The organism is Altererythrobacter sp. B11 (assembly GCF_003569745.1).
In the GTDB taxonomy this organism is placed as follows: Bacteria; Pseudomonadota; Alphaproteobacteria; order Sphingomonadales; family Sphingomonadaceae; genus Croceibacterium_C.
The window spans coordinates 3,133,960-3,154,751 of sequence record NZ_AP018498.1 but is presented as its reverse complement, the minus strand read 5'-3'; the positions used below and the strand labels follow the sequence as shown (position 1 = coordinate 3,154,751).

Genomic DNA, 20,792 nt, shown 5'->3' with positions numbered 1-20,792 from the left:
ATCGCTCAATCGGCGCGAAACTTGCGGTGGCAAGCGGCGCAAGACTGGCCGGTCGCCTTGAACTGCGCCTGGCTTGCCGAAACGCTGCCGCTGGCGATTGCTGCCTCGAGCTTTGCCGCCTCGGCCTTGCTGTCTGCGAGCAGGGCATCGAACGTTGCCCGGTCGGACCAGATGCCCGCCAGCGCATCCGTAGGCGTGCCGGCACTCGGGCCAGAGCCGGCGGGGAACAAGTCGCCCTGCATGCGCAGCGTGGCGGAGACCACCTTCGCATTGTCCAACAGGACGCGCTGCGAGGGTGGGCTCTTGGCCAGTTCCGCTTTGATCGCCTTCACCGCCTCGCCCATTTTCTTGAAGCCTGCCTGGCGCGCCGCAATTGCGGCCTTGCCGGTGGGGGCGGCAGCCGGAGCGGTGCCGACCACGCCGACCAGAGCGAGGGCGGCGGCGATATACTTGATGGTGCGGAATGCGATCATGTCGGGCTTACCTGGTTGATAAAATCACTGGACGCTGCGGGCAGAGGCGGCTTCGGCGAGCGGGAATTCCGGCTCTGCAGGGAAGATGCTGCGGAAGATCGCGCCGATCTCCGTCAGGCCGCCATCGGCCATCTGCGCGGCGGTGATGCCGCGCTTGTTGGGAAGGTCGGTACGTGCTCCGTGCGCAGCCAGCACGCGCAGCATCGGCGCCAGGCCGGGGCGCACGTTGCCGGTGCCAACCAGCAGATGCATCGCGGTGGAGCCATCGGCATCGGCGACGTTCGGATCGGGCGCGAGATCCAGCGCGTAGGCCAGCGTCTCCGCGCTTTCGCTCGTCGCTGCGGCGAGCACCACGCCGGTGCCGTTCGCGGAAACGAAATGCGGATCGGCTCCAGCTTCGACCAACAGTTTCATCGCTGCCACCTGTCCACTCTCTGCTGCTTTCATCAGTGGCGTGGTGGGCGGAACGGGCGGCGGTGGCTGTCCGAAATTGGCCTCCGTTACCCAGGTGATGCGCGAAGGGCCGGTGAGCCCGTCGGGATTGGCTCCGGCTGCCAGGAGCGCCTCGATCAGTGCTGGATCGCCGCCCATCGCCGCGACATGGAGCGGCTGGTTGCCGTTGCGGTCATGCGCGGCCAGGTCGACGCCGAAGGGCAGCATCAGCGCGGCTGCGTCGTAGTTCTTCTGGTAGAGCGCGAGCTGTGCTGCCGTCGTATCCTCCGGGCCGAGATGGTCGGGCCGTGCGCCGGCCTGCAGCAGCAGGCGGGTGGCGGGGACCGAGCCGCTCTTGATAGCGAAGAACAGCGGAGTGAAGTCGCCCTGCGTAACGCGATCGGCATCTGCGCCGGCTTTGAGCAGCAATTCCATCGCCTCGGTCCGCCCCGCAGAGGCGGCCCACATTAGCGGGGTCTGCCCGCGGCTGTCTGCGGCGTCGGCGGGGATGCCGGCGTCAAGAATGGCCTTGACCGCTTCCGGTGGCCCGAAGCGCGCGCAGATCGCCAGCGTGCTGGTCCCATCGGGACGCGCGGCACGCAGGTCGGCACCGGCGGCGATCAATTGCGCGACAATATCCTCCCCGCCGAGTTCGCAGGCGAGGGAGAGTGGGGTCACGCCGTCAATATCGGCGGTCGCTGCCTTCGCTCCGGCCTGGAGCAGTGCATGAACCATGGCCGGGTTCTGCGTATTGACCGCCCAGCTGAGCGGCGTGGCGCCGAAATCGAGCGCCTCGTCCGGATCGGCGCCGTCGGCGAGCAGGGCCGCCGCGCCCGCCACGTCATTGGCCAGGATCGCACGACCGAGCGGGCTGTCCTCGCCCGCCGCCAGCGCCGGGGCGAGCGGTGCCCCCGCTAGCGCGAACGCAGCGAGCAGCCACCCGAAGCGCTCAGGCATGGAACAGCTCCGTCAGCGGTCCGGTGCTGTCGCCGAAGCTCTGCGCAGGCACGTCGAGCGCGTGCAGCCCGGCCAGCATCAGGTTGGACATGGTCGTGCCGTGTTCGACTTGCAGATGACGGTTGCCCGGAACAAGGCCGCCCGCGACGATGATCGGCAGGTCCATATGGTCGTGATCGTTGGGATCGCCGAAGGCGGAGCCGCGGATCACCAGCGTGCGGTCCAGCAGCGAGCCTTCGCCATCCTTCGCCTCCGCCATCTTTTGCAGATAATACGCGAAATATTCCATGTGATAGCGGTTGATCCGCACCAGCTTGGCGATCTTCTCCGGATCATTGCCGTGATGGCTGAGCATGTGGTGGGAATCGGGCACGCCGATCTCCGGATAGGTGCGGTTGGACAGTTCGCGCCCGATCATGAAGCTGCCCACGCGGGTGATGTCTGCCTGCATCGCCAGCACCTGCAGGTCGATCATCAACTTGGCATGTTCATCGAAGGATTCCGGAATGCCCGCAGGCCGTTGCAGGTCGCCGGCATCCTGGAAACCCGAAGCGGCGGCGCGCTGGATGCGCTTCTCCACATCGCGGGTCGCTTCGAAATACTCGTCGAGCTTGTGGCGATCGTCCGCACCAAGCCGGCCTGACAGGCGGGCGGTGTCCTCCATGACGAAATCGAGAATGGATGCCTGACGCTCTATCCGGGCCGCGCGGCTCTTCTCGTCGAGCGCGAAGCCGGCGCCGAACATCCGTTCGAACACGTCGCGCGGATTGGCGGTTACGGGCAGGGGAACCGTCTCGTTCCGCCAGGAAATGCCGTTGGTATAGGCGCAGCTGTAGTTGATATCGCAGCTGCCGAGCAAACTGGCCTGATCGATGCCGAGTTCGAGCGAATTGAGCTGCGTCGCCTGGTCCGAGCCGTCGGCCAGATAATTAGCATAGACCTGATCCATCGAGATGCCGCAACGAATGTCGGGCCCCTCGGTCTGCTTGACATGCACGCCGGTGAGGAAGGCGGGGCAGGACCGGCCATGCCCAGCCGGCCGGTCACCCATCGCGGCGGCCTGCGGATGGCCGAGGCCGGTCACCACGGTGAGCTGCTTGCGGAACGGCGCGAGCGGTTCGAGCGTGCTGGGCAGCGTCAGCTCCGTGCCCGCTGCGGCGGGGCGGAAATCCTGCATCATCATGCCGTTGGGCGAATAGAATATCTGCAGGCGCTTGGGCCGTGCGGTGATGTCGGCCGCCCGGGCGGAAGGCGCCATCGCTTCGAGGAAGGGTAGCGCCATGGCGGCGCCGAGGCCGCGAAGCATGGTACGGCGATGGAGCGGCTGGCTGAGAACTCTCATGGGGCGCGCCTCACTTTTCTGGGGTTTTTCGCAGGGTGAAGGGATCGCTCGTGACGATGCCCTTGATGATCGAGCGGATTCGGTAATCGTCCTGCGCCGCTGTGCGGGCAACCGAGCGGATCGCCGGCATGTCCTGCGAGACCACGCCGCGGGCCAATGCATAGGTCATCAGCCGCTCGGTGAAGGCGCGGGTAAATTCGTCCTTGCTGTCGAGCAGCACCGACTGGAGACCCTGGATACCGGTGAAGGCGGTGCCGTTGGGCATCTTTGCGGAGGCGTCGATCAACTGACCGGCATCCATCGTCCGGTAAGCGCCCACCGCGTCGTAATTCTCCAGGGCAAAGCCGAGGGGGTCCATTTTTACATGGCAGGCGGCGCAGACCGGGTCCGTTCGGTGCCGTTCAAGCTGCTCGCGCGCGCTGAGCTTGCGGCCGTCATGCTCTGCCTCCAGCGCGGGAACGTCGGGCGGCGGCGGGGGCGGCGGTGCGGCGAAGAGATTGTCGAGGATCCACTTGCCGCGTTTCACCACGGAGGTGTGATTGCCATAGGAGGTGACGGTGAGGATACTCGCCTGGCCCAGCAGCCCGCCGCGGTTCCACTCCGGCTTGAGCGCGACCTTGCGAAAGGCGGTGCCGTTCACGCCGGGTATGCCGTAATGTTCGGCCAGTTGCTGGTTGAGGAAACTGTAATCGGAGGCGATGAAATCCAGCACGCTGCGATTGGTGCGCAGGATATAGCTGAAGAACATCTCCGTCTCGCTCGCCATGGCCGCGCGCAGACGATTGTCGAAATCGGGGAAAACCGCGACGTCCGGGCGCTGCTGATCGAGATTCCGTAGATAGAGCCACTGGCCGGCGAAGTTCCGGGTCAGCGCTTCCGCACGCGGATCGGCCAGCATGCGGTCAATCTGACCATCGAGCACCTCTGGCTGACGGAGCCGACCCGCCTCCGCGATGTCTAGCAACTCTTCGTCGGGTATGCTGCTCCACAGGAACAGGGAAAGGCGCGTTGCAAGTTCGAAATCGTTGATCCGGCTGACGGAGCCGGGTCCGGCGTCGGCCGGATCACTCTCGAGCACGAACAGGAATTGTGGCGAGACAAGGATCGCTTCAACCGCCGCCTCGATCCCACGTTCGAAGCCCGATCGCGCATGCTCCTGAGCATAGATCCCCATCAGCGGGGCGATATCGGCCACCCCGACGGGGCGACGATAGGCGCGGCGGGCCAGGCCGGTGAGGATATCCCGCGCGCAACCGGTTTCCTGTGAAGCCTTGGCAGGCCTGCAGGTGAAGATGCGCGCACGGCTGGCCGTTTGCCCCACGCCGCTCGCATCATACGGTCCATCTATGTCGATCTGCAGCACGTCGCGCGGGAAGTTCTGCTGCGAATAGCGGGGATGCATCCGGTAAGATGGGACGGACAGCGTTTTCACCCGTTTCCCGTCGACCGAGACATCGAGCGGCAGCATCACCGGGCCGTCCGTTGGCAGCGGCACGTAATCGGTCGTATTGCGCAGGGTCTGAACGGTCTCTTCGGGCGCAAGGGTACGGCGGAATGACATGCCGATGACATGCGCCCCTGCCTTCAGCGGAATGCGCACGCTAACGCGGTCTTCCCGCTCGCGATCGGTTTCGTTGTTGGTATTGGCGTTGAGCCAGCCGCTGATTTCGTATGTGCCGTCGAAGATCGCGAAATAGGGGAAGGCGCCGCCTCCGCGCGACCCGAGAGGCAGGAACTGGTTGGCGCGTTCGTTATAGGCCGGGCGGCCTGAATTCATCACCGAACCATCCTTGGGCACCTGATAGGTGGTGACAAAGGGGCGAGCGGGCGCGAGGCCGGTGGCCATCGGCCCGATCTTGCCTGCCACGGCGAGATAGCGATCCATCAACGTGGGCGAGACGCTGAGCACGTCCGCGATATTGTCGAAGCCGAAACCCGAGTTGTCCCGGGGCAAGTCGCTGCTGAAATCGACGTCCAGCGCCAGCAGGTCGCGCACCGCATTGGCGTATTCGACGCGGTTGAGCCGCCGCAGCGTTGCGCGGCCTGGGTCAGGATTGGCGCTGGCATAGGCATCCAGCGAATTTTCCAGCCAATTTACGAAGGCAGCGCGCGTTGCCGGATCGGGCTGTTCCTTATCGACGGGCGGCATCTGCCCTTCGCCGACCATCCGCAGGATCTTTTCCCAGGCGGCGTTGTGCACGCCATCCTGCAAGTCGGCGGCACGCAGATCGTCAACGGAGAAATCCGCCTTGAGATCGAAATCGTTGTGGCAGCGAGAGCAATATTCGTCGAGCAGAGCCGGAGGGCCGCCCTCGAAAGCGGCCTGGACAGGTGCGGGGACGGCGGAAACCGCCTCCGACCGCATGGGAGCGTCCTCTGCGCGGGCCAGCACCGAGCCGCCTGCGGCGAGCAGGCCCGCCGCCAGCGCATAGCTGCCGAGCGCCGGGCGCCGCTTGTGCCGTGCTTCACTCATGCTGTCGCTCGCTCCCCGAGTATGGCGATTGAATGGAGGCGCCATTCCTAACAGCCGTTGTCCACGGCGAAGGCTCTAGACCTGTGGGACAGGGGTATCGGCCGTCCTGTGTGCCGTCCATTGCCGTTTTGGGAACGTGGCTCGCTAAAAATTAGGTAGGTCTACTAAGCCTCGTTGCCAAAATTCGCTCCAAGGACAGGGCGGGCTGCTTTGTCTTGTAAATCAGGTGCCTGGTGATCGAACCGGAGCGGTTCAGGGGAGATTGGTCCGCCTGGGGCAGAGCGGCCGGGAACGACGAGGTTGAGCACGACCGCGATAGTCGCGGCGGGGAGCAAGCCTGAACTCAACAGGATGCGCCAGGTTTCGGGCAGGTGCTGTATCGCGCTTGGCTCCAGCTGCAGACCGAGGCTGATCGACAGGGCAACTCCGAAGATCAGCATGTTACGCTGGGTCCACGAGACCTGGGAAAGGATCGACAGCGCGGCGGACGCGACCATGCCGAACATAACGATGACCGCACCGCCCAGTACTTCGATCGGGATGGTGGTGATCAGCGCACCGATCTTCGGCACGAAGCCACAGACGATGAGGAACAAGGCGCCAATCGTCACGACGTGCCGGCTCATCACTCCGGTGATTGCGATCAGCCCGACGTTCTGGCTGAATGAGGTGTTGGGCAGCGCACCGAACACGGCAGCGAGGGCCGTTCCCAGTCCGTCGGCCGAAGTGGCACCGCTGAGCTCGGCGTCGGTCGCCTCGCGCCTTGCTCCGCCGGCGCAAATGCCGGAGACATCTCCTACCGTCTCGATCGCGGAGATCACGCCCATCAGGCAGAAGCCAAGCACGGCCGAAGCGGAAAAGGCGAAGCCAAAATGGAACGGCACCGGCACCACGATCCAGTTCGCCTGCGCGACATTGGCCAGCGAAACCGTGCCCAGCAGCGCCGCCACCGCGTAACCCGCCAGCACGCCGATCAGCACCGAAGCTGTGGGCCACATGTCGCGTCCGAAGAAGCTGAGGCCCAGCGTGGTTGCCACGACGACGCCCGCCAGCAGCCAGCTGCGTGCCGTGCCGTAGAGCGCTGTTCCCTGCAACTCGACCCCGCCGGCTGCATACTGGATGCCGACCTGCATCAAGGACAGGCCGATCATCAACACGACGAGGCCGGTCACCATGGGCGGCAGAGCGAAGCGGATGCGGCCGACCACCAGCGCCAGGCTGGCATGGAACAGCCCGCCGAACAGCGCCCCGGTGGTGAGCACGGCCATTCCTTCCACGCCTTTGCCCGAGACAATCGCGATCATCACCGGGACAAAGGCGAAGCTGGTGCCTTGAACGATGGGCAACCTCGCGCCCACCGGGCCTGCGCCAATGGTCTGCATCAGCGTGGTGATCCCCGCCAGCAGCATCGACATCTGGATCATGTAGATCAGTTCGTGCTGATCGGCCGAGCCGTAGCCGAAGCCGGCAGCGCCAGCGACGATGATCGCCGGGGCGATGTTGCTGACGAACATTGCCAGGACGTGCTGGATACCGAGCGGGATCGCGATCGCGAAGCCCGGGAAATAGTCCGGATCGCGCGCCTGTTCGGCCGTCATTAGGCCCGCCTTCACCGGCTGTTCGATATCGTGCAGGCTCGGCACCGTCATGCGAAGCTCCCGGCAGGAGGGAAGAGTGGGGCGGCCATCAAGCGGCCTCTAGCAGACGAGAGAGCGAGCGCTCGGCGGCGCCGAGCACGTCGGAGCGCTCGACACGCGCAAGCTCCCCACCAAGCACCACCGGCGCCCCTTCGACGAACAGGTCGCGCACCTGCCGCGGCGGGCTGAGGACTAGCCCGGCTACGCGGTCCCACGCCCCCTGTGAGGGGATATCGTTCATGTCCCAGATCGCGAGATCGGCCCGCAAGCCCGGCGCCAGCATGCCGCAATCGCTCCGCCCGAGTATCCCGGCCCCGCCGCGCGTGGCGAGATAGAGCGCCTCGCGCGGGTCGAGTGCGCTGGCACCGCCGACCGCCCGTTGCAGCAGCATGGCCTGGCGTGCCTCGTTGAGGAGATTGCCGCTGTCGCTCGACGCGGAGCCGTCCACGCCGAGGCCGACGGGGACACCGGCCGCGCGCATCGCGCGAACCGGCGCAATGCCCGAGCCGAGGCGGCAATTTGAGCAGGGACAATGGACGACACCCGTTCGGGTTTGCGCGAAGAGCGCGATCTCCTCCGCATCCAGTTGCACGCAATGGGCGAGCCACACATCGGGACCGGTCCACCCGAGTTCGGCCGCATACTGGCCTGGCCGGCAACCGAAGCGTGCGAGCGAGAAGGCCACGTCATCCGCATCTTCCGCGAGATGAGTGTGGAGCATCACCCCCTTGTCGCGCGCCAGAAGCGCCGCCTCGCGCATCAGGTCGGGCGTAACTGAAAACGGCGAACAGGGAGCGATACCGATGCGGACCATCGCACCCTCTGAAGGGTCGTGGAAAGCGTCGATGAGGCGGATGGCGTCATCGAGGATCGCGTCTTCCGGCTCGACCAGACTGTCTGGCGGCAGACCGCCCGCGCTCTCGCCCAGGCTCATCGCGCCGCGCGTCGCGTGGAAGCGCAACCCTATCACCTCGGCCGCGGCGACTGTGTCGTCGATCCGCACGCCATTCGGAAACAGGTAGAGATGATCCGAGCTTAGCGAACAGCCCGAAAGGGCCAACTCGGCCAGACCCAGCTGCGTGGCGGCGAAGACGTCGTCAGGCCGAAACTGCGCCCAGATCGGGTAGAGTCGCCTCAACCATTCGAACAGAGAGGCAGAGGTGATGCCCGGCACCGCGCGGGTCAGTGTCTGGTAGAGATGATGGTGAGTGTTGACGAGGCCCGGCGTGACCACGCAGCCGGCGGCGTCGATCACCTCGTCCGCAGTGTCGGCAAGCGCGGCGAGTTCCGCCGTGGTCCCCATTGCGGCGATAGCCCCGTCGCGCCAGGCGAGCGCGCCATCGGCAATCTCGCGCCGCTCGTCGTCCATCGTGACGAGCACGTCGGCATGGCAGACGAGCGTGACGGTCATGACCGCGGGCGCATATCGCCCTTGATGCCTGCGTGCGTCATTCGGGCACGTTGTCCTTGTAGCTGTCCCAGTGCCCGAGTATCTCGTCGACGACCTTCGACCCGACGAGGTAGAGGCTTTCTACGGAGGCCTGAAGCCCGGCGTAGCCTTCGTTTTCGGCAAGCAGGTTGTCAGCTGCTGTGCGGCCCGGCGGGGGCATCGTGAAGTTACTGCCAGCGCGCAGTACCATCACCCTTTCCTTATCCACACGGCCGATCCGGTCGAGATAGGTCAGCGCCTGGAACGTACCCGTCTCTTCCATTGCTGAGGTCACGAACTCGCCGTTGCCGCCGGTCCAGTAATCGACCCAGTGATTGGCCCAGTCGTTCATCAGCGCGCCGTGCCAGAAGGTCATCGCCGCCAGCTGCTCGCCCTTGAGGACGAAGGGTGGACGCTGGGCATTGGGATGATCGATGTAGTGGGAGCGTGCTTCCGCGATGCTCGGATCATCGGGCAGGGCCACGTCCTTGGTCAGCTCGTAAGCCCAATCGCGGAGTGCGAGGTTGGCAACGAACATCTCGCCCTCGGGTTCGCGCGGGGTAAGATCGTTGGGCCCCTGCAGATGGCGGGGAAAGTAACCGTATTTCCAGTCCGCGGGGATTTCACGCGGGTCGATCTCATGTGCGAGGTCCCCGTCCACCATATAGGCGGCCCACGCGGCCGAGCCGATCGAGGCGTCTTCGGGATCTATCCCGGCGATGCCTGCCACCAGCCAATAGGCCTGGCTCAGGTCGAACCGCTGGTCGAGGCCGAGCGCCATGGTTGCCGTGGCTGATTTGGCGGTGCCAATCCCGGTCACGACGGCCAGCAGCTGGGTTTTGGGATCGTAATAAAGATCGTGGAAGCCCTGCGGAAATGGAATGCGAGTGTGGAGCCCGCGCCGTTCCTTCCACAGTTGGAATTCGCCGGCTGTATCGCCGCTGTCCTCGCCGATTTCGAACAGCGTGACGACCACCATCCTGACCGGGAGGGGGGTTGCGCATGGACCGCCGGGCTCGCATTGCGCAATTTGGGCCGGGACATTGGCTTCCTCTGCCGCCTGAGCTGCAAGCGGGCTGGTGCAGGCCAGTAAGGTGCAGGCAACAAGGGACAGGGATCGGGTAAAGCGCATGGAAATGGCCGCTCCTGGCGTTATTTTCACGTCGTCGGGGGATCGCCTCGTGAAGGGCGGGGTAGGGGGCGCCACAAAAGACCGGCGCCCCCCCTCCGTTCACTAGAACTTGTAGCTCACGGTTGCCTGGAAGCTGCGCGGCCTTTCCGGAAGCACGATGGTGCTGCCGAACAGTTCGGTGAAGTTGGCGCGATAATAGGTCTCGTCGGTCACATTCTTGACCACGACGCGGAGCATCCAGTTGTCGATTTCGTAGGATGCACCGAGATCGACCAGTGTGTAGGCTGGCAGCTTCACGGCCCGTGACTGGCCCGAATAGACCGAATCCACCCGCACCACGCTCGCGCTCAATGCCAGTCCCGCATCGAAGGCATAGGTCGCGGTGGCCGAATAGAGGTTCTCCGGAATGCCCGCGCGCCGTGCGGCATCCTCGTCCGGGATCGGGATGAGCGCGCCCGGCTGGCCGCCATAGATCAGCGACGGGTCGGTCAGGAACGCCTTGAGGTCTTCGTAGCCGAGGAAGCTAAAAGTGGACCCCGCATCGAGGAAGGTGAGGTTGACCACCTTCGTCTTCGTATAGGCGCCGGTGATGAACAGGTGCTCGTCCACCGCCCAGCGCAGTTCTGCTTCAAGACCTTCGGTCTTCACGGACTGGTTAACCGTGGAAGACTGGATGTTACGGTCGGTGCGTTCCTGCTGGTAAACCGATACGGCTGCATAGAGCGCCTCGTCGAGAAAGCTGCCCTTGACGCCGCCTTCGTACATCTTTGACGCCGTCATGAACGTACCCGCCGCGATATCCCCGGCAGCAATTTCTGAACCCTGTCCGGCAATCACCGTGGCTTGGCGCGAGGCTGTAGCATAGGGGATGATGCCGAAAGGCAGCTTGTAAGAGACGCTGGCGGTCCACGAGACGCCATCGTCGTCGCCCTTCGCCGAGAGGACATCTGGCGTGTTGTTCATCTTCGACACGTCGTAGGAGGAGGTCGCGTCCACCTTGTCGTAACGAAGGCCGAGCAGCACATCGAGACCGAAGTTGAAGTCGAGATCGGTCAAGCCGGCGATGCCGTAATCGGTGAAGTGGCCGGACAGATAGTTGGAATAGTCGCAGTCGCATTCCGTCGACAGCAGTCGATCCGACGCGACGCCATAACCCTGCGTCAGATCGACGCGGTGAAAATATTCGTAATTGAAGTCGTCACCGTGGAGGAATTTCGTGTGGCGGATCGACGGCGAGACCTGAACAGAGAAGTCGCCTGCCGTAGTCTCGAACTTCTTCGACACGACAATCTTGTCTTCGATCACCCACGAATTGTGGAACTGAGAGAAGCCGTAGGAATTCTCGTTGTCGTTATCGATACCGTCGTAGAAGAACTGGTTCTTCACCTCCAGGCCATCATCCGCTTCGAAGATGATGTCGAAATAGGCCGTCTTGGCCGTGTTGTTCAGGAAATCGTTCTTGCCGGTGAGCACCTTCCTGCGGCTGAGCTTGGTCGTCCCGGGGTCTTCCAGCCCGAGGAAGGGATAATTGGTGGCGTAGCAGGCATCGTTCATCGAAGCATTGGCGAAGGGGCTGCCGCCGCCGCAGCCGAATGAGCCGAAGGGATTGAAATAATCTGTGCCGCCGAAGGCGTTGAATTCGTCCTGCGACACCTGTCCGTCGCGCGGACCGTCGAACACGACGGAATCGGTCACGGGGTCGTAGCGCGCACCATCCACGGACGGAGGCGTACCGGTGATATATGTGCCGTTGTCGACCAGTTCCTGCGTCAGGCGGTTCCAGCCACCGTTCTGCTGGCCCCGGAAGCGGTGATACATGCCACCGAATTCGATCCGCAGGTTCGAGGTTATCTGATTGTCGAACGCGGCCTGCAGAATGGTCTGATTTGTGGACATGTTATCGTAATAGCTGCCTGAATCCTCGACCTCCGCGTAGAGGCTGTAGCCGAATTCGGTGCTGCCAATAACGGCCGGTCCGCGAACCTCGCCCTTCAGTACGCTCTTGTTCCAGCTACCCGTGGTGTAGCTGATCTCGCCCTGCGGTCCGGACAGGAGCTTGCCACCCTGCACGCGTGCGGATTTCGGCACGAAATTCATATAGCCACCGGTCTTCGACGGGCCATAGATTGGGGATGCCGGGCCACGGATGATGTCGATCCGTTCGGATGCGCCGATGGGGGTGGGGTAATTGCCCGGGTTATCCAGCCGGCGGACGCCGCGGAAGTAGACTTCACCGGGTGTGCCGCGAATGTCCAGCGCGCCACCCACTCCGAAGAAGGAGTTGGTAAAGCTGCCCGGAGCCTGTGCGACGAGATCGTAGATGTCCGTAACGCCGAAGCGCTCCATCTGTTCGGAACTGATTGAAGAGGCCGAACGCGGCGTCTCCAGAAGCGTCTTGTCGAAACCGAACACGGTGCCGACGTCTTCGATCGGCAGCGCGTTCAGCGTTCCCGTCACGACGATGGCCTCCGCCTCTTCGTCTTCGCTTTCCTGGGCGGACGCAGGCGTGGACAGGGCGGTGCAGGAAAGCAGCCCGAGTGAAAGCGCGCCGAGCGTCCGCGCGCGGCCCAACCTGCCGCTTGCAGTGTGCCTATGACCCTGAGACCGATACAGGTTTGTCATTGTGTAACCCCCATTTCCGCAGGCAAAGCCGTGTCTTCGCATGGTCTTGCCGGCTATTGTGTCCCGTCCTCTCCTCGTTTGTTCTCAAATATTACTGCTGCCGACTGCGGCCGAATGGGCCGGAACTGTCAGTCGGCAAGCAGTTGTGCGGAACCTCCTTTTGCAGGTCCGGCCCGCATCGCGTCGGCAAGCGCCGCCACCTTCGTCTTTTCGAAACGTTCGGAATCTTCCGCCAGCCGCTCGATAAGGACCTTGCGCTCGCGGTCCGGCAGGAAGCTGTAGGTCAAGCTCGCGCGCGCCAGTTCCTTGAGGTCACGGTAGCCGAGGCCGTGCTCCATCGCCGCGCGGACATATTCGTTGGTCAAGTCGGTGCGCAGAAGGCCTTCGTCGTCGGTCGAGAGGACCACGGGCACGCCAAAACGGCGATACAGCGTCAGCGGGTGATCCGCGCCAGATACGCCGAGAATAACGGCGTTGCTGGTGAGATTGATTTCGACGGCGATGCCCTTGCCTGCCATGTATTGCATTGTCGCGAGCGCGTCGTCTTCCAGCGCGATGCCGGTGCCATGGCCAACCCGCTCAGCGCCGGCCTCGATCGCCTTGGCCATGTGGTTGCGCAACTGCGCCGGAGGCACCCGTGCGAATGTCAACTCACCCGCATGGAGGGTAAGTCGCACTTCGGGATATTGCTGCTTGAGGAAGCGAAACATCGCCATGTGGAGGTCGTAATCTCGTAGCGAGATCGGCCAGTCCTCGGGCTCGACAAAATTCACCCCGACATAGCGCGGATCCTGCCGGACCATTTCAAAGCAAAGGATCAGCAGCCTGAAGACCTGGGCAGGAGAGTGGTTGCGCAGGCCTGAAGCAAGATAATGAAGCGCCACCTCGCAGGCTGGGTCGGGGGTGGCGCTCGCACAGCCGAACTCGGCCCGCACGGCGGCTTCGGTCTCGTCCATCTCGGCCATCGCCGCGGTGATTACCGCGGGCACTTCAGCCATTTCGCGCGCATAGGCGGCAGCCAGACCGCCGGTATCCAGCGGCGCATCGGGTGCCTCGGCATACCAGCGGAATGCCGAGGGATTCTCCATCAGTTCCAGGTAGGAAACACGGTCGCCCTGCGCCAGGCGCAGTACAGAGGCGAGCACCTGAACCTCGGAATGGCCGGCAATGGGCCAGAAGCGCTCGAAACTGCGAAAGAACTGGGTGTGCCCGCTCTGCTCGTCAGCCCCGACACCAATCTGGACACCACGCGTGGAGATCGCATCGAGCAAACGATCGAAGGCAAAGGTGTCGTTCTCAACAAGGGCAGCAATGCTGCGCCCCTGCGCGCAGGGCGGCGGCGTCAGGGCGACGCCTTCCTCATCAGCGCAAAAACCCGCGTCCTGCGCCCAGGCAAGATAATCCTCGGCCCAGATAGCGCCCGACGCATGATTATGCAGATCTGCCCCCTTGGGCATGTCTTTCAGGAACATGCGGAGGAGTTTGGGATCAGACTGGATCCTGTCGAACAGGTCGGCTGCGGCCTTCTCGCTCGCTGGATTGGCGAGGGCGGGTGCCGCCTGAAAAGCGCTGCATGCTGCGAGTAGGGCGAAGAATTTGCGCTTCATGCAGCGCGCGCATTAGCCGCGCAGCTAGCCTGCGAGCGTGCGATCGAAAGCTCGCGCTCCGGCGACCAAGGGGTGATACGCGGACTGTGGAACATTCATGGACCCCCTCTGTCGGATAGTTGCGAAGAGGTCGGGCCGCCCGGAATCTGGCACCGGAAGGCCATGCTCTCGCGCTGGCACCGCGGCTGGAATTCCCTCGATCCGACCTGTTTCCAGGATGGGCGGATGATAAAGGGCTTGACCTCATGCTATCAAACGCAATGAATTCTACAGACCGTTGCAAAAATTAGGGTGGGTATGCCGGCCTTTTCGAGATTCCTCCGCTATTTCATGGCCGTGGGACGGCTTGGTTCGATCCGTAAGGCTGCTGACGAACTGAACGTCTCGGCTTCCGCCATCGACCGGCAGATCCTCAATGTCGAAGCCACGATCGGCATGCCGCTGTTCGAGCGGCTGTCCACCGGGCTGCGTCTGACCGCGGCCGGCGAGATCATGATGGCGGCCGGGGGGCGCTGGCAGAAGAATATGGAGGACGTGCTCAACCAGATTGGCGATTTGCGCGGCCTCAAGCGCGGCCATGTCGAGATCGCGGTGATTGATGCCCTTGCCAAGGGCTACATCCCCGCGAAGGTCCGCGTAATCCAGGAGCGCTTTCCGGGCGTGACTGTCGGGCTGCGCGTGTTGGACAATGACGCGGTGCGCAAGGCGATCGCCGCCGGGGAGGTTGATTTCGGTATCTTCTTCGAACCGCAATCGTATCGCGACATTACTGTGCGTTCCTTCGTCGAAGTGGTGCTTGGATTCCTGACCCCGCCCGGCCACCCGCTGGCCCGGGCGTCGGAGGCGCGCTTTTCATCCTGCGTGGGCTTCCCGCTGATCGTCCCTGCGGAACCGCTCGCGGTCTGCCAGCAGATCGCGGTGCTGGAAGGAATGATCGGGGTGGAGATCGATCGCACGGCGAGTTCAGACAATATCCAGATGATTACTTCGCTCGTCCTGCAGGATGTGGGGATCGGCGTGCTGACCTCAATCGACGTTACTACCGAAATTCAGCAGGGGTTGCTGTCCTTCATCCGCATCTCCGATTCGGTGCTGCGGCCGATGACGCTTGCCTTGTGCACCTCATCCACCCGAACGCTGTCCTACGCGGCGAATATGGTGCTGGGCGAAATAGAATCCGGCTTCGCGCAGCTGGGCTATCCCGCCTCTATCGAGCTGCAAACGGCCGTGGGATAAACGCGTCACTCGATTGCGAGGGGACCTATTTGCCGATACCGCACCGGTTCGGCCAAGACTGAACCAGGCGCACACGATGAGCATCCAAGACGAACCCGAACTGCATTTCATTTCGCATGATCAGTTTGTCGCTGACGTTCGCGTGCTTGCCGGCAACCCGGAATTGCGCGCGTGGAGGCCCGATTTCGTAATCGGGATCGGCCGCGGTGGTCTCGCGCCTGCGGTCTATATGTCACACGCCCTGGACCGGCCGATGTTATCGATCGATCATTCGTCGGAAGTGCCCGGCTTCGCAGAACAATTGCTCCGCAAGGCGGCGGCCAAAAGCGCTGCCGGTGAGCGCCTTCTGTTCGTAGACGATATCAACGACAGCGGCGGCACCATCGGTCGGATCCGCGACATCCTTTCTCAGGATGGCTGCGCGGACGACAACTTGCGATTTGCGGTGATGGTCAACAACGTGCGATCGAAGTCGAAAGTCGATTTCTGGGCGAAGATGATCGACCGCGAAAGCGACAAGCGATGGTTCGTTTTCCCCTGGGAAGCGATGGCGACCAGCGACGCGATTGTCGAGGAAGCCCTGTCGGTACCCGAACGTCTCGCCTGACCTTGCGGAGATAGAATGCGAATCTGTGTCTACCTGGGTTCCTCGCCCGGTCGTTCACCCGTTTACCGGAAGGCTGCGAGCGAATTCGGCCACCTGATGGCCGAACGCGGCATCGGTCTTGTTTATGGCGGCGGCGCCGTGGGGCTGATGGGTGTGATCGCCGATGCGGTGAGCGAGGCGGGCGGGGAAGTGATCGGCATTATCCCGGAGGCTTTGCGTGCGCGCGAAGTCGATCATCAGGGTATAACCGAGCTGCATGTCGTAAAGACAATGCATGAACGCAAGGCGATGATGGCTAAGTTCGCCGACGGTTTCGTGACCTTGCCGGGCGGAATCGGGACATTCGAAGAAATGTTCGAAGCCTGGTGCTGGGCCCAGCTCGGTTATCACGAAAAGCCGTGCGGCCTGCTCGACGTCAACGGCTTCTACGCCGGCCTGTCCAGCTTTATCGACCAGGTGGTGGAGGAAGGCTTTCTCCAGCCCCGCCATCGCGAGATGATGCTGATCGACACAGACCCCGCCACCCTGCTCGATCGGATGCTTTCCTACCGTGCGCCCAACACCGAGCATTGGCTGGACGAACGCGACCTTTGAGAAGGAAGCAAGCGATGGCTAGACAGCGCCTCTGCCTCACCGCCCTGCTTGTACACGATTACGATGAAGCGATCGCGTTTTACGTCGGCAGGCTGGGCTTCGACCTCCGCGAAGATACGAAACTGTCGGAATCAAAGCGCTGGGTAGTGGTCGCGCCGCGAGGTGGCGAAGCTGCGCTGCTGCTGGCGCGCGCTAGCGATGCCGACCAGGCGGGGTTTGTCGGCCGGCAGGGGGGAGGCCGCGTCTTCCTCTTCCTCGAGACTGACGACATCGCCCGCGATCACGCCGCCTATCGCGCCGCAGGGGTCAGCTTCGTGCGCGATCCCGAAGAAGCGCCCTACGGCACTGTGGCGGTATTCGAGGATCTCTACGGCAATCGCTGGGACCTGATCGAGCCGGCGCGCAGGCAATGAGCACGGCCGGCACGATGCATGTCCTGTTGACCGGCTCTTCCGGCTGGCTCGGCCGGTTCCTCGCGCCTCGCCTGCGCGCCGTTGGGCACCGGGTCACCGGGCTTGACGTCGCGCCGGGGCCGGACACCGACGTTGTCGGTTCAGTGGCGGATCAGCAGGTCGTCGATGAGGCCTTCGCGCGCGGGGTAGAGGCGGTGATCCACGGCGGCGCGCTGCACAAGCCGGATATTGTGCGCTATCCGGCGCCGACCTTCGTGGACGTCAACGTTAGCGGGACGCTTAACCTGCTGGAGGCGGCGCGGGCTGCGGGGCACGACCGCTTCGTATTCACCTCCACCACTTCGCTGATGATCAGCCAGGCGATCCGTGACGAAGTGGGCGAGCGCGCGGTTTGGCTCGACGAGTGCAGCGGGCCGCTTGAGCCGCGGAATATCTACGGTGTGACCAAGCTCGCCGCCGAGGGGTTGTGCAGGCTTTATGCGCGTGAGCATGGTCTGCCGTGCGTGGTGCTGCGCACTTCGCGCTTTTTCCCAGAAGATGACGACACGCGTTCCGATCCGCCGGGCGAGAATCTCAAGGCGATTGAATTCCTGCACCGCCGGCTGACTGTGGAGGATGCGGCCGAAGCGCATATGGCTGCACTGGAAGCTGCGCCCCGGTTGAGCTTCGACACCTTCATCGTTTCCGCTCCACCCCCATTCGCGCGCGAGGAAGCGGAAGAGCTCAAGCGCGATGCGCGGGCCGTGATCCTGCGGCATTTCCCCGATGCGGAAGAACTGTTCGCCCGGCGCGGCTGGGTGCTTCCAGCCTCGCTCGGCCGTGTGTATGATCCCGCACGGGTGGAAGCGCGGCTGAATTTTCGCTGCCGCACGGACTTTGCCGCGGTGCTCGCCGCGCTGCGCGCCGGGGCACCGCTGCCCTTCGTGCACGATGTGCGCTACGTTTCGCCGAAGGAGGCTGGTGAGCCTTGAATTTAAGGGTACCTACTAGCGCCGGTTGATCGTTTTGATCCAGTCTGGCAGTTCCGAAAGACCATTCAGACGGGTATATTGCTCGTGCCCCTCCGGCAGTTCCGCTCGTTCGTGCGCCCAGGCGCCATCCTGCGGAATGTAAGCCGCCCATGCTCCCGCTTCGAGAGCGGGCCAAATGTCCGAGCGCAGCGAATCCCCCGCCATCACGATCTGGCCGGTCGCGACTTCGTAGCGCGAGGATACCTTTTCGGAAGGTGGCGATGGTCTTGTCGCTGACGATCTCGATCCCGTGGAACAGGTCGCCGAGGCCCGATGCGGCGAGCTTGCTTTCCTGGTGCAGCAGGTCGCCCTTGGTGACGAGCACCAGCTTGCCCAGCCGGGCGAGCTCCGCCAGCGTGTTCTCCACGTCGTCGAACAGCTGCACCGGATGCGCCATCAATTGCTGTCCGGCAGCCAGGATATCCTGGATCAGCGCCTTGGAGATCGCATCGCCGGCCAGCTCGGTCGCCGTTTCGATCATTGAAAGCGTGAAGCCCTTGGCCCCATAGCCATAGCGCGGCAGGTTGCGCGTCTCGCGAGAGATCAGCATTTCCCGCGCCACATGCGCCTCCGCGAACGGCTCCAGCATGGCGATCAGGGCATCTTCGGTGGCGTTGAAGTGGCGCATATTGTGCCACAGCGTGTCGTCCGCATCGAGGCAGATTAGCTTGATCGTCATGACGTCGCTATTGGCCTTTTCCCGCACTGTTGGCCATTAGCGATACCATCAGATCCCCCAGTCGGGCGGCATCGACGGTGCGGACCACCTCGGCGCGTTGCTCGCCGAGATCCGGCTGATAGCCGGGGCTCCAGCTGAGCATGTCGCCATAGGACGGGCCGAAGGCGTAATTGTAATCGACGTAGAGGCTGGCCGTATCGGTCGCGAGGCTGGGATCGAGGAACACGCCGGCTGCGATCTCGTCCCATAGTGGCAGGTTCGGTTCCATCGCGCCGATATATCGGGCAAGGTCAGGCCCCGCCGCTGCCGTCATGCGCGCGAGCAATTCGGGCGATCGCTGCGTGCCGGTAGAGGGATCGACCGGCACGATCACGATCCGCCGCCACGGGCTGCGCGACACGATGCTGGCCGCTTCCGGATCGAACCGGGCGTTGAATTCGCGGCGCGGGGAGTTGACGAATTCGCGAGCGAACTCGGTGGCGGACTGGTTGTCGAGCACTTGATGCGGATTGAGGCTGCCGCCCATGTAGATGAGCTCTTTGGCGAGCTTTGCGAAGTCGGGATCGAGGCGCTGCGCGAGCGCCAGATTGGTCAGCGGGCCGGAGGCGAGGATCGTCACTTCGCCCGGATGCTGGTGGACCATGCGGATGAGGAAATTGGCGGCAATCTCGTCCGACGGCTTGATGGAGGGCAAGCCTTCCGGTAGATCGGTGACCGGGTCGTCAGGCCCGAAATAGCGCGGTGTGCTCTGCAGGGTCGGCTCGACCCATTGCTTCATCCAGGCGCCTTTCCAGGTGAGCTTGCCATAGAGCGCTTCCCACCGCTCGGTCAGCCGTTCGGAATTGAGCAGCGGATAAGTCGCGCCGGGCACTACGGGAATATCGGTGCGATCGGCGATCTCCAGTCCGCGCAGAACCATGGCGGTGGCGCGATTGGCCCAGGCATTGCCGGAGACGGTGGTGATGCCCAGCACATCGACATCGGGCGCTTCGAGCAGCATCAGGTGCATCAGCCCGAACCCTTCGTCGTCGATGATGATCTTGCGGGATTCCGCGTGCGCGGCCGCCGGCGCGACTGCGACTATGAGGAGCAGGGCTTGGAGGAGAGCGCGGATCATTGTTGTGCCAGGTAGTCCTCTAGCTGTGCGAGGCGGGCGGCCTTGTCGCCTTCGGGAAGAAAGGATCCTTCCAGGCTGTTGCGCGCCAGAGTGGCGAGAGCGGCCCTATCGAGCCCGCGGGCTTCGGCCACTGCACTGTAGTTCTCCGCGACATAGCCGCCGAAGTAGGCTGGATCGTCACTGTTGATTGTGGCGCTGAGGCCGAGATCGAGCATTCGGTCGATCGGGTGGTCGGCCAGATCGCCGATTACGCAGAGCTTGAGATTGGAAAGCGGGCAAACCGTCAATGTCATACTCTGTTCGGCAAGCTGGCGCGTCAGCGCCGCATCCTCGAGCGAGCGATTACCGTGGTCTATCCGGTCCACTTCGAGCAGGTCGAGCGCCTGCCAGACGTAATCGGGTGGGCCTTCCTCGCCGGCATGGGCGACCAGCTTCAGCCCCTTTGCACGCGCTGCGGCATAGACCCGCGCGAACTTCTCCGGCGGATGCCCGATTTCGGAAGAATCGAGCCCGATCGCCGTGATCCGGTCGAGCCAAGGTTCGGCCTGGGCGAGCGTGGCGAAGGCGTCTTCCTCGCTCAAATGGCGCAGGAAGCACATGATCAGTCGACTGGTCATGCCGTGTTTGCTCTCGGCCTCGGCCTGGGCGGAGAGCAGGCCCTCGATCACGGTCGCGAAGGCGATCCCACGATCGGTATGCGTCTGCGGATCGAACATTATCTCGGCATGCACCACTCCGTCGGCCGCCGCCCGGTCGAAATAGGCGATGGCAAGATCGTGAAAATCCTGCTGCGTGCGCAGCACCTCGGCACCGGCATAATAGATGTCCAGAAAATCCTGCAGGTTTGAAAAGTTATAAGCCGCACGGACTTCCTCCACGCTGGCATAGGGGATGGCGACGCCGTTGCGCTTGGCGAACTCGAACATCTGCTCGGGTTCGAGCGTGCCTTCGATATGTAAGTGGAGTTCGGCCTTTGGCAGGCCGGCGACATAGGCAGCGAGATCGGACATAGATGGAGGCTAATGCGGCTGC

Annotated in this window: 16 protein-coding genes and 1 pseudogene; 5 read left to right on the top strand and 12 right to left on the bottom strand. The window is 63.5% G+C overall.

The genetic code is table 11. The features are described from left to right. Nucleotides 1-5: 5 nt before the first annotated feature. The 9 genes from AEB_RS14995 to AEB_RS14955 all read right to left on the bottom strand — a co-directional run bounded on the left by AEB_RS14995 (nucleotide 6) and on the right by AEB_RS14955 (nucleotide 14,104). Nucleotides 6-473, bottom strand: coding sequence for a c-type cytochrome (locus AEB_RS14995; RefSeq protein ID WP_119083857.1), 468 nt, complete (start codon nucleotides 471-473; stop codon nucleotides 6-8). Nucleotides 474-497: 24 nt separating this feature from the next. Continuing rightward, a complete protein-coding gene (locus AEB_RS14990) occupies nucleotides 498-1,862 on the bottom strand; it encodes an ankyrin repeat domain-containing protein (protein ID WP_119083856.1) in 1,365 nt (454 codons plus the stop codon). Further along, nucleotides 1,855-3,204 carry a DUF1552 domain-containing protein gene (locus tag AEB_RS14985; RefSeq protein ID WP_119083855.1) on the bottom strand — a complete coding sequence of 450 codons (1,350 nt, stop codon included), beginning with the start codon at nucleotides 3,202-3,204 and terminating at the stop codon, nucleotides 1,855-1,857. The genes AEB_RS14990 and AEB_RS14985 overlap by 8 nt, the downstream gene beginning before the upstream one ends. Nucleotides 3,205-3,214: 10 nt before the next feature. After that, nucleotides 3,215-5,677 carry a DUF1592 domain-containing protein gene (locus tag AEB_RS14980; protein WP_172593120.1) on the bottom strand — a complete coding sequence of 821 codons (2,463 nt, stop codon included), beginning with the start codon at nucleotides 5,675-5,677 and terminating at the stop codon, nucleotides 3,215-3,217. A 164-nt stretch (nucleotides 5,678-5,841) separates the two neighbouring features. Beyond that, nucleotides 5,842-7,326, bottom strand: a complete 1,485-nt coding sequence (locus AEB_RS14975; protein ID WP_172593119.1) for a uracil-xanthine permease family protein — start codon at nucleotides 7,324-7,326, stop codon at nucleotides 5,842-5,844. Between the two features lie 37 nt (nucleotides 7,327-7,363). Further along, a complete protein-coding gene (locus AEB_RS14970) occupies nucleotides 7,364-8,725 on the bottom strand; it encodes an 8-oxoguanine deaminase (RefSeq protein WP_119083853.1) in 1,362 nt (453 codons plus the stop codon). A gap of 37 nt (nucleotides 8,726-8,762) precedes the next feature. After that, nucleotides 8,763-9,875 (bottom strand): purine nucleoside permease, encoded by a 1,113-nt coding sequence (locus AEB_RS14965; RefSeq protein ID WP_119083852.1) that lies wholly within the window; start codon nucleotides 9,873-9,875, stop codon nucleotides 8,763-8,765. A gap of 102 nt (nucleotides 9,876-9,977) precedes the next feature. Then, nucleotides 9,978-12,446, bottom strand: coding sequence for a TonB-dependent siderophore receptor (locus AEB_RS14960; RefSeq protein ID WP_231958763.1), 2,469 nt, complete (start codon nucleotides 12,444-12,446; stop codon nucleotides 9,978-9,980). 179 nt (nucleotides 12,447-12,625) lie between these two features. Next, nucleotides 12,626-14,104: an adenosine deaminase family protein gene (locus AEB_RS14955; RefSeq protein WP_119083850.1), complete on the bottom strand. Its 1,479-nt coding sequence runs from the start codon at nucleotides 14,102-14,104 to the stop codon at nucleotides 12,626-12,628. 297 nt (nucleotides 14,105-14,401) lie between these two features. Here AEB_RS14955 and AEB_RS14950 point away from each other — a divergent pair, with 297 nt between their 5' ends. The 5 genes from AEB_RS14950 to AEB_RS14930 all read left to right on the top strand — a co-directional run bounded on the left by AEB_RS14950 (nucleotide 14,402) and on the right by AEB_RS14930 (nucleotide 17,925). Further along, entirely contained in the window at nucleotides 14,402-15,340 is a 939-nt protein-coding gene (locus tag AEB_RS14950) for a LysR family transcriptional regulator (protein ID WP_119083849.1), read from the top strand. Nucleotides 15,341-15,416: 76 nt separating this feature from the next. After that, nucleotides 15,417-15,947, top strand: a complete 531-nt coding sequence (locus AEB_RS14945) for a phosphoribosyltransferase (protein WP_119083848.1) — start codon at nucleotides 15,417-15,419, stop codon at nucleotides 15,945-15,947. A 15-nt stretch (nucleotides 15,948-15,962) separates the two neighbouring features. Then, on the top strand, nucleotides 15,963-16,541 hold the full coding sequence (locus tag AEB_RS14940) for a TIGR00730 family Rossman fold protein (protein WP_119083847.1): 579 nt from the start codon (nucleotides 15,963-15,965) through the stop codon (nucleotides 16,539-16,541). A 14-nt stretch (nucleotides 16,542-16,555) separates the two neighbouring features. Continuing rightward, nucleotides 16,556-16,954 carry a VOC family protein gene (locus AEB_RS14935; RefSeq protein ID WP_119083846.1) on the top strand — a complete coding sequence of 133 codons (399 nt, stop codon included), beginning with the start codon at nucleotides 16,556-16,558 and terminating at the stop codon, nucleotides 16,952-16,954. Nucleotides 16,955-16,968: 14 nt separating this feature from the next. Next, entirely contained in the window at nucleotides 16,969-17,925 is a 957-nt protein-coding gene (locus AEB_RS14930; RefSeq protein WP_119084674.1) for an NAD-dependent epimerase/dehydratase family protein, read from the top strand. Nucleotides 17,926-17,940: 15 nt separating this feature from the next. Here the strand turns inward: AEB_RS14930 and AEB_RS14925 are convergent. The 3 genes and pseudogenes from AEB_RS14925 to AEB_RS14915 form a co-directional block, all read right to left on the bottom strand. Further along, a pseudogene (locus tag AEB_RS14925) lies at nucleotides 17,941-18,643 on the bottom strand (HAD family hydrolase). Between the two features lie 7 nt (nucleotides 18,644-18,650). Next, on the bottom strand, nucleotides 18,651-19,760 hold the full coding sequence (locus AEB_RS14920; protein WP_119083845.1) for a nucleoside hydrolase: 1,110 nt from the start codon (nucleotides 19,758-19,760) through the stop codon (nucleotides 18,651-18,653). Next, the gene (locus AEB_RS14915) at nucleotides 19,757-20,770 is read right to left on the bottom strand and encodes an adenosine deaminase (RefSeq protein WP_119083844.1); all 1,014 of its coding nucleotides are present in this window, start codon (nucleotides 20,768-20,770) and stop codon (nucleotides 19,757-19,759) included. The genes AEB_RS14920 and AEB_RS14915 overlap by 4 nt, the downstream gene beginning before the upstream one ends. Between the last annotated feature and the right edge of the window lie 22 nt (nucleotides 20,771-20,792).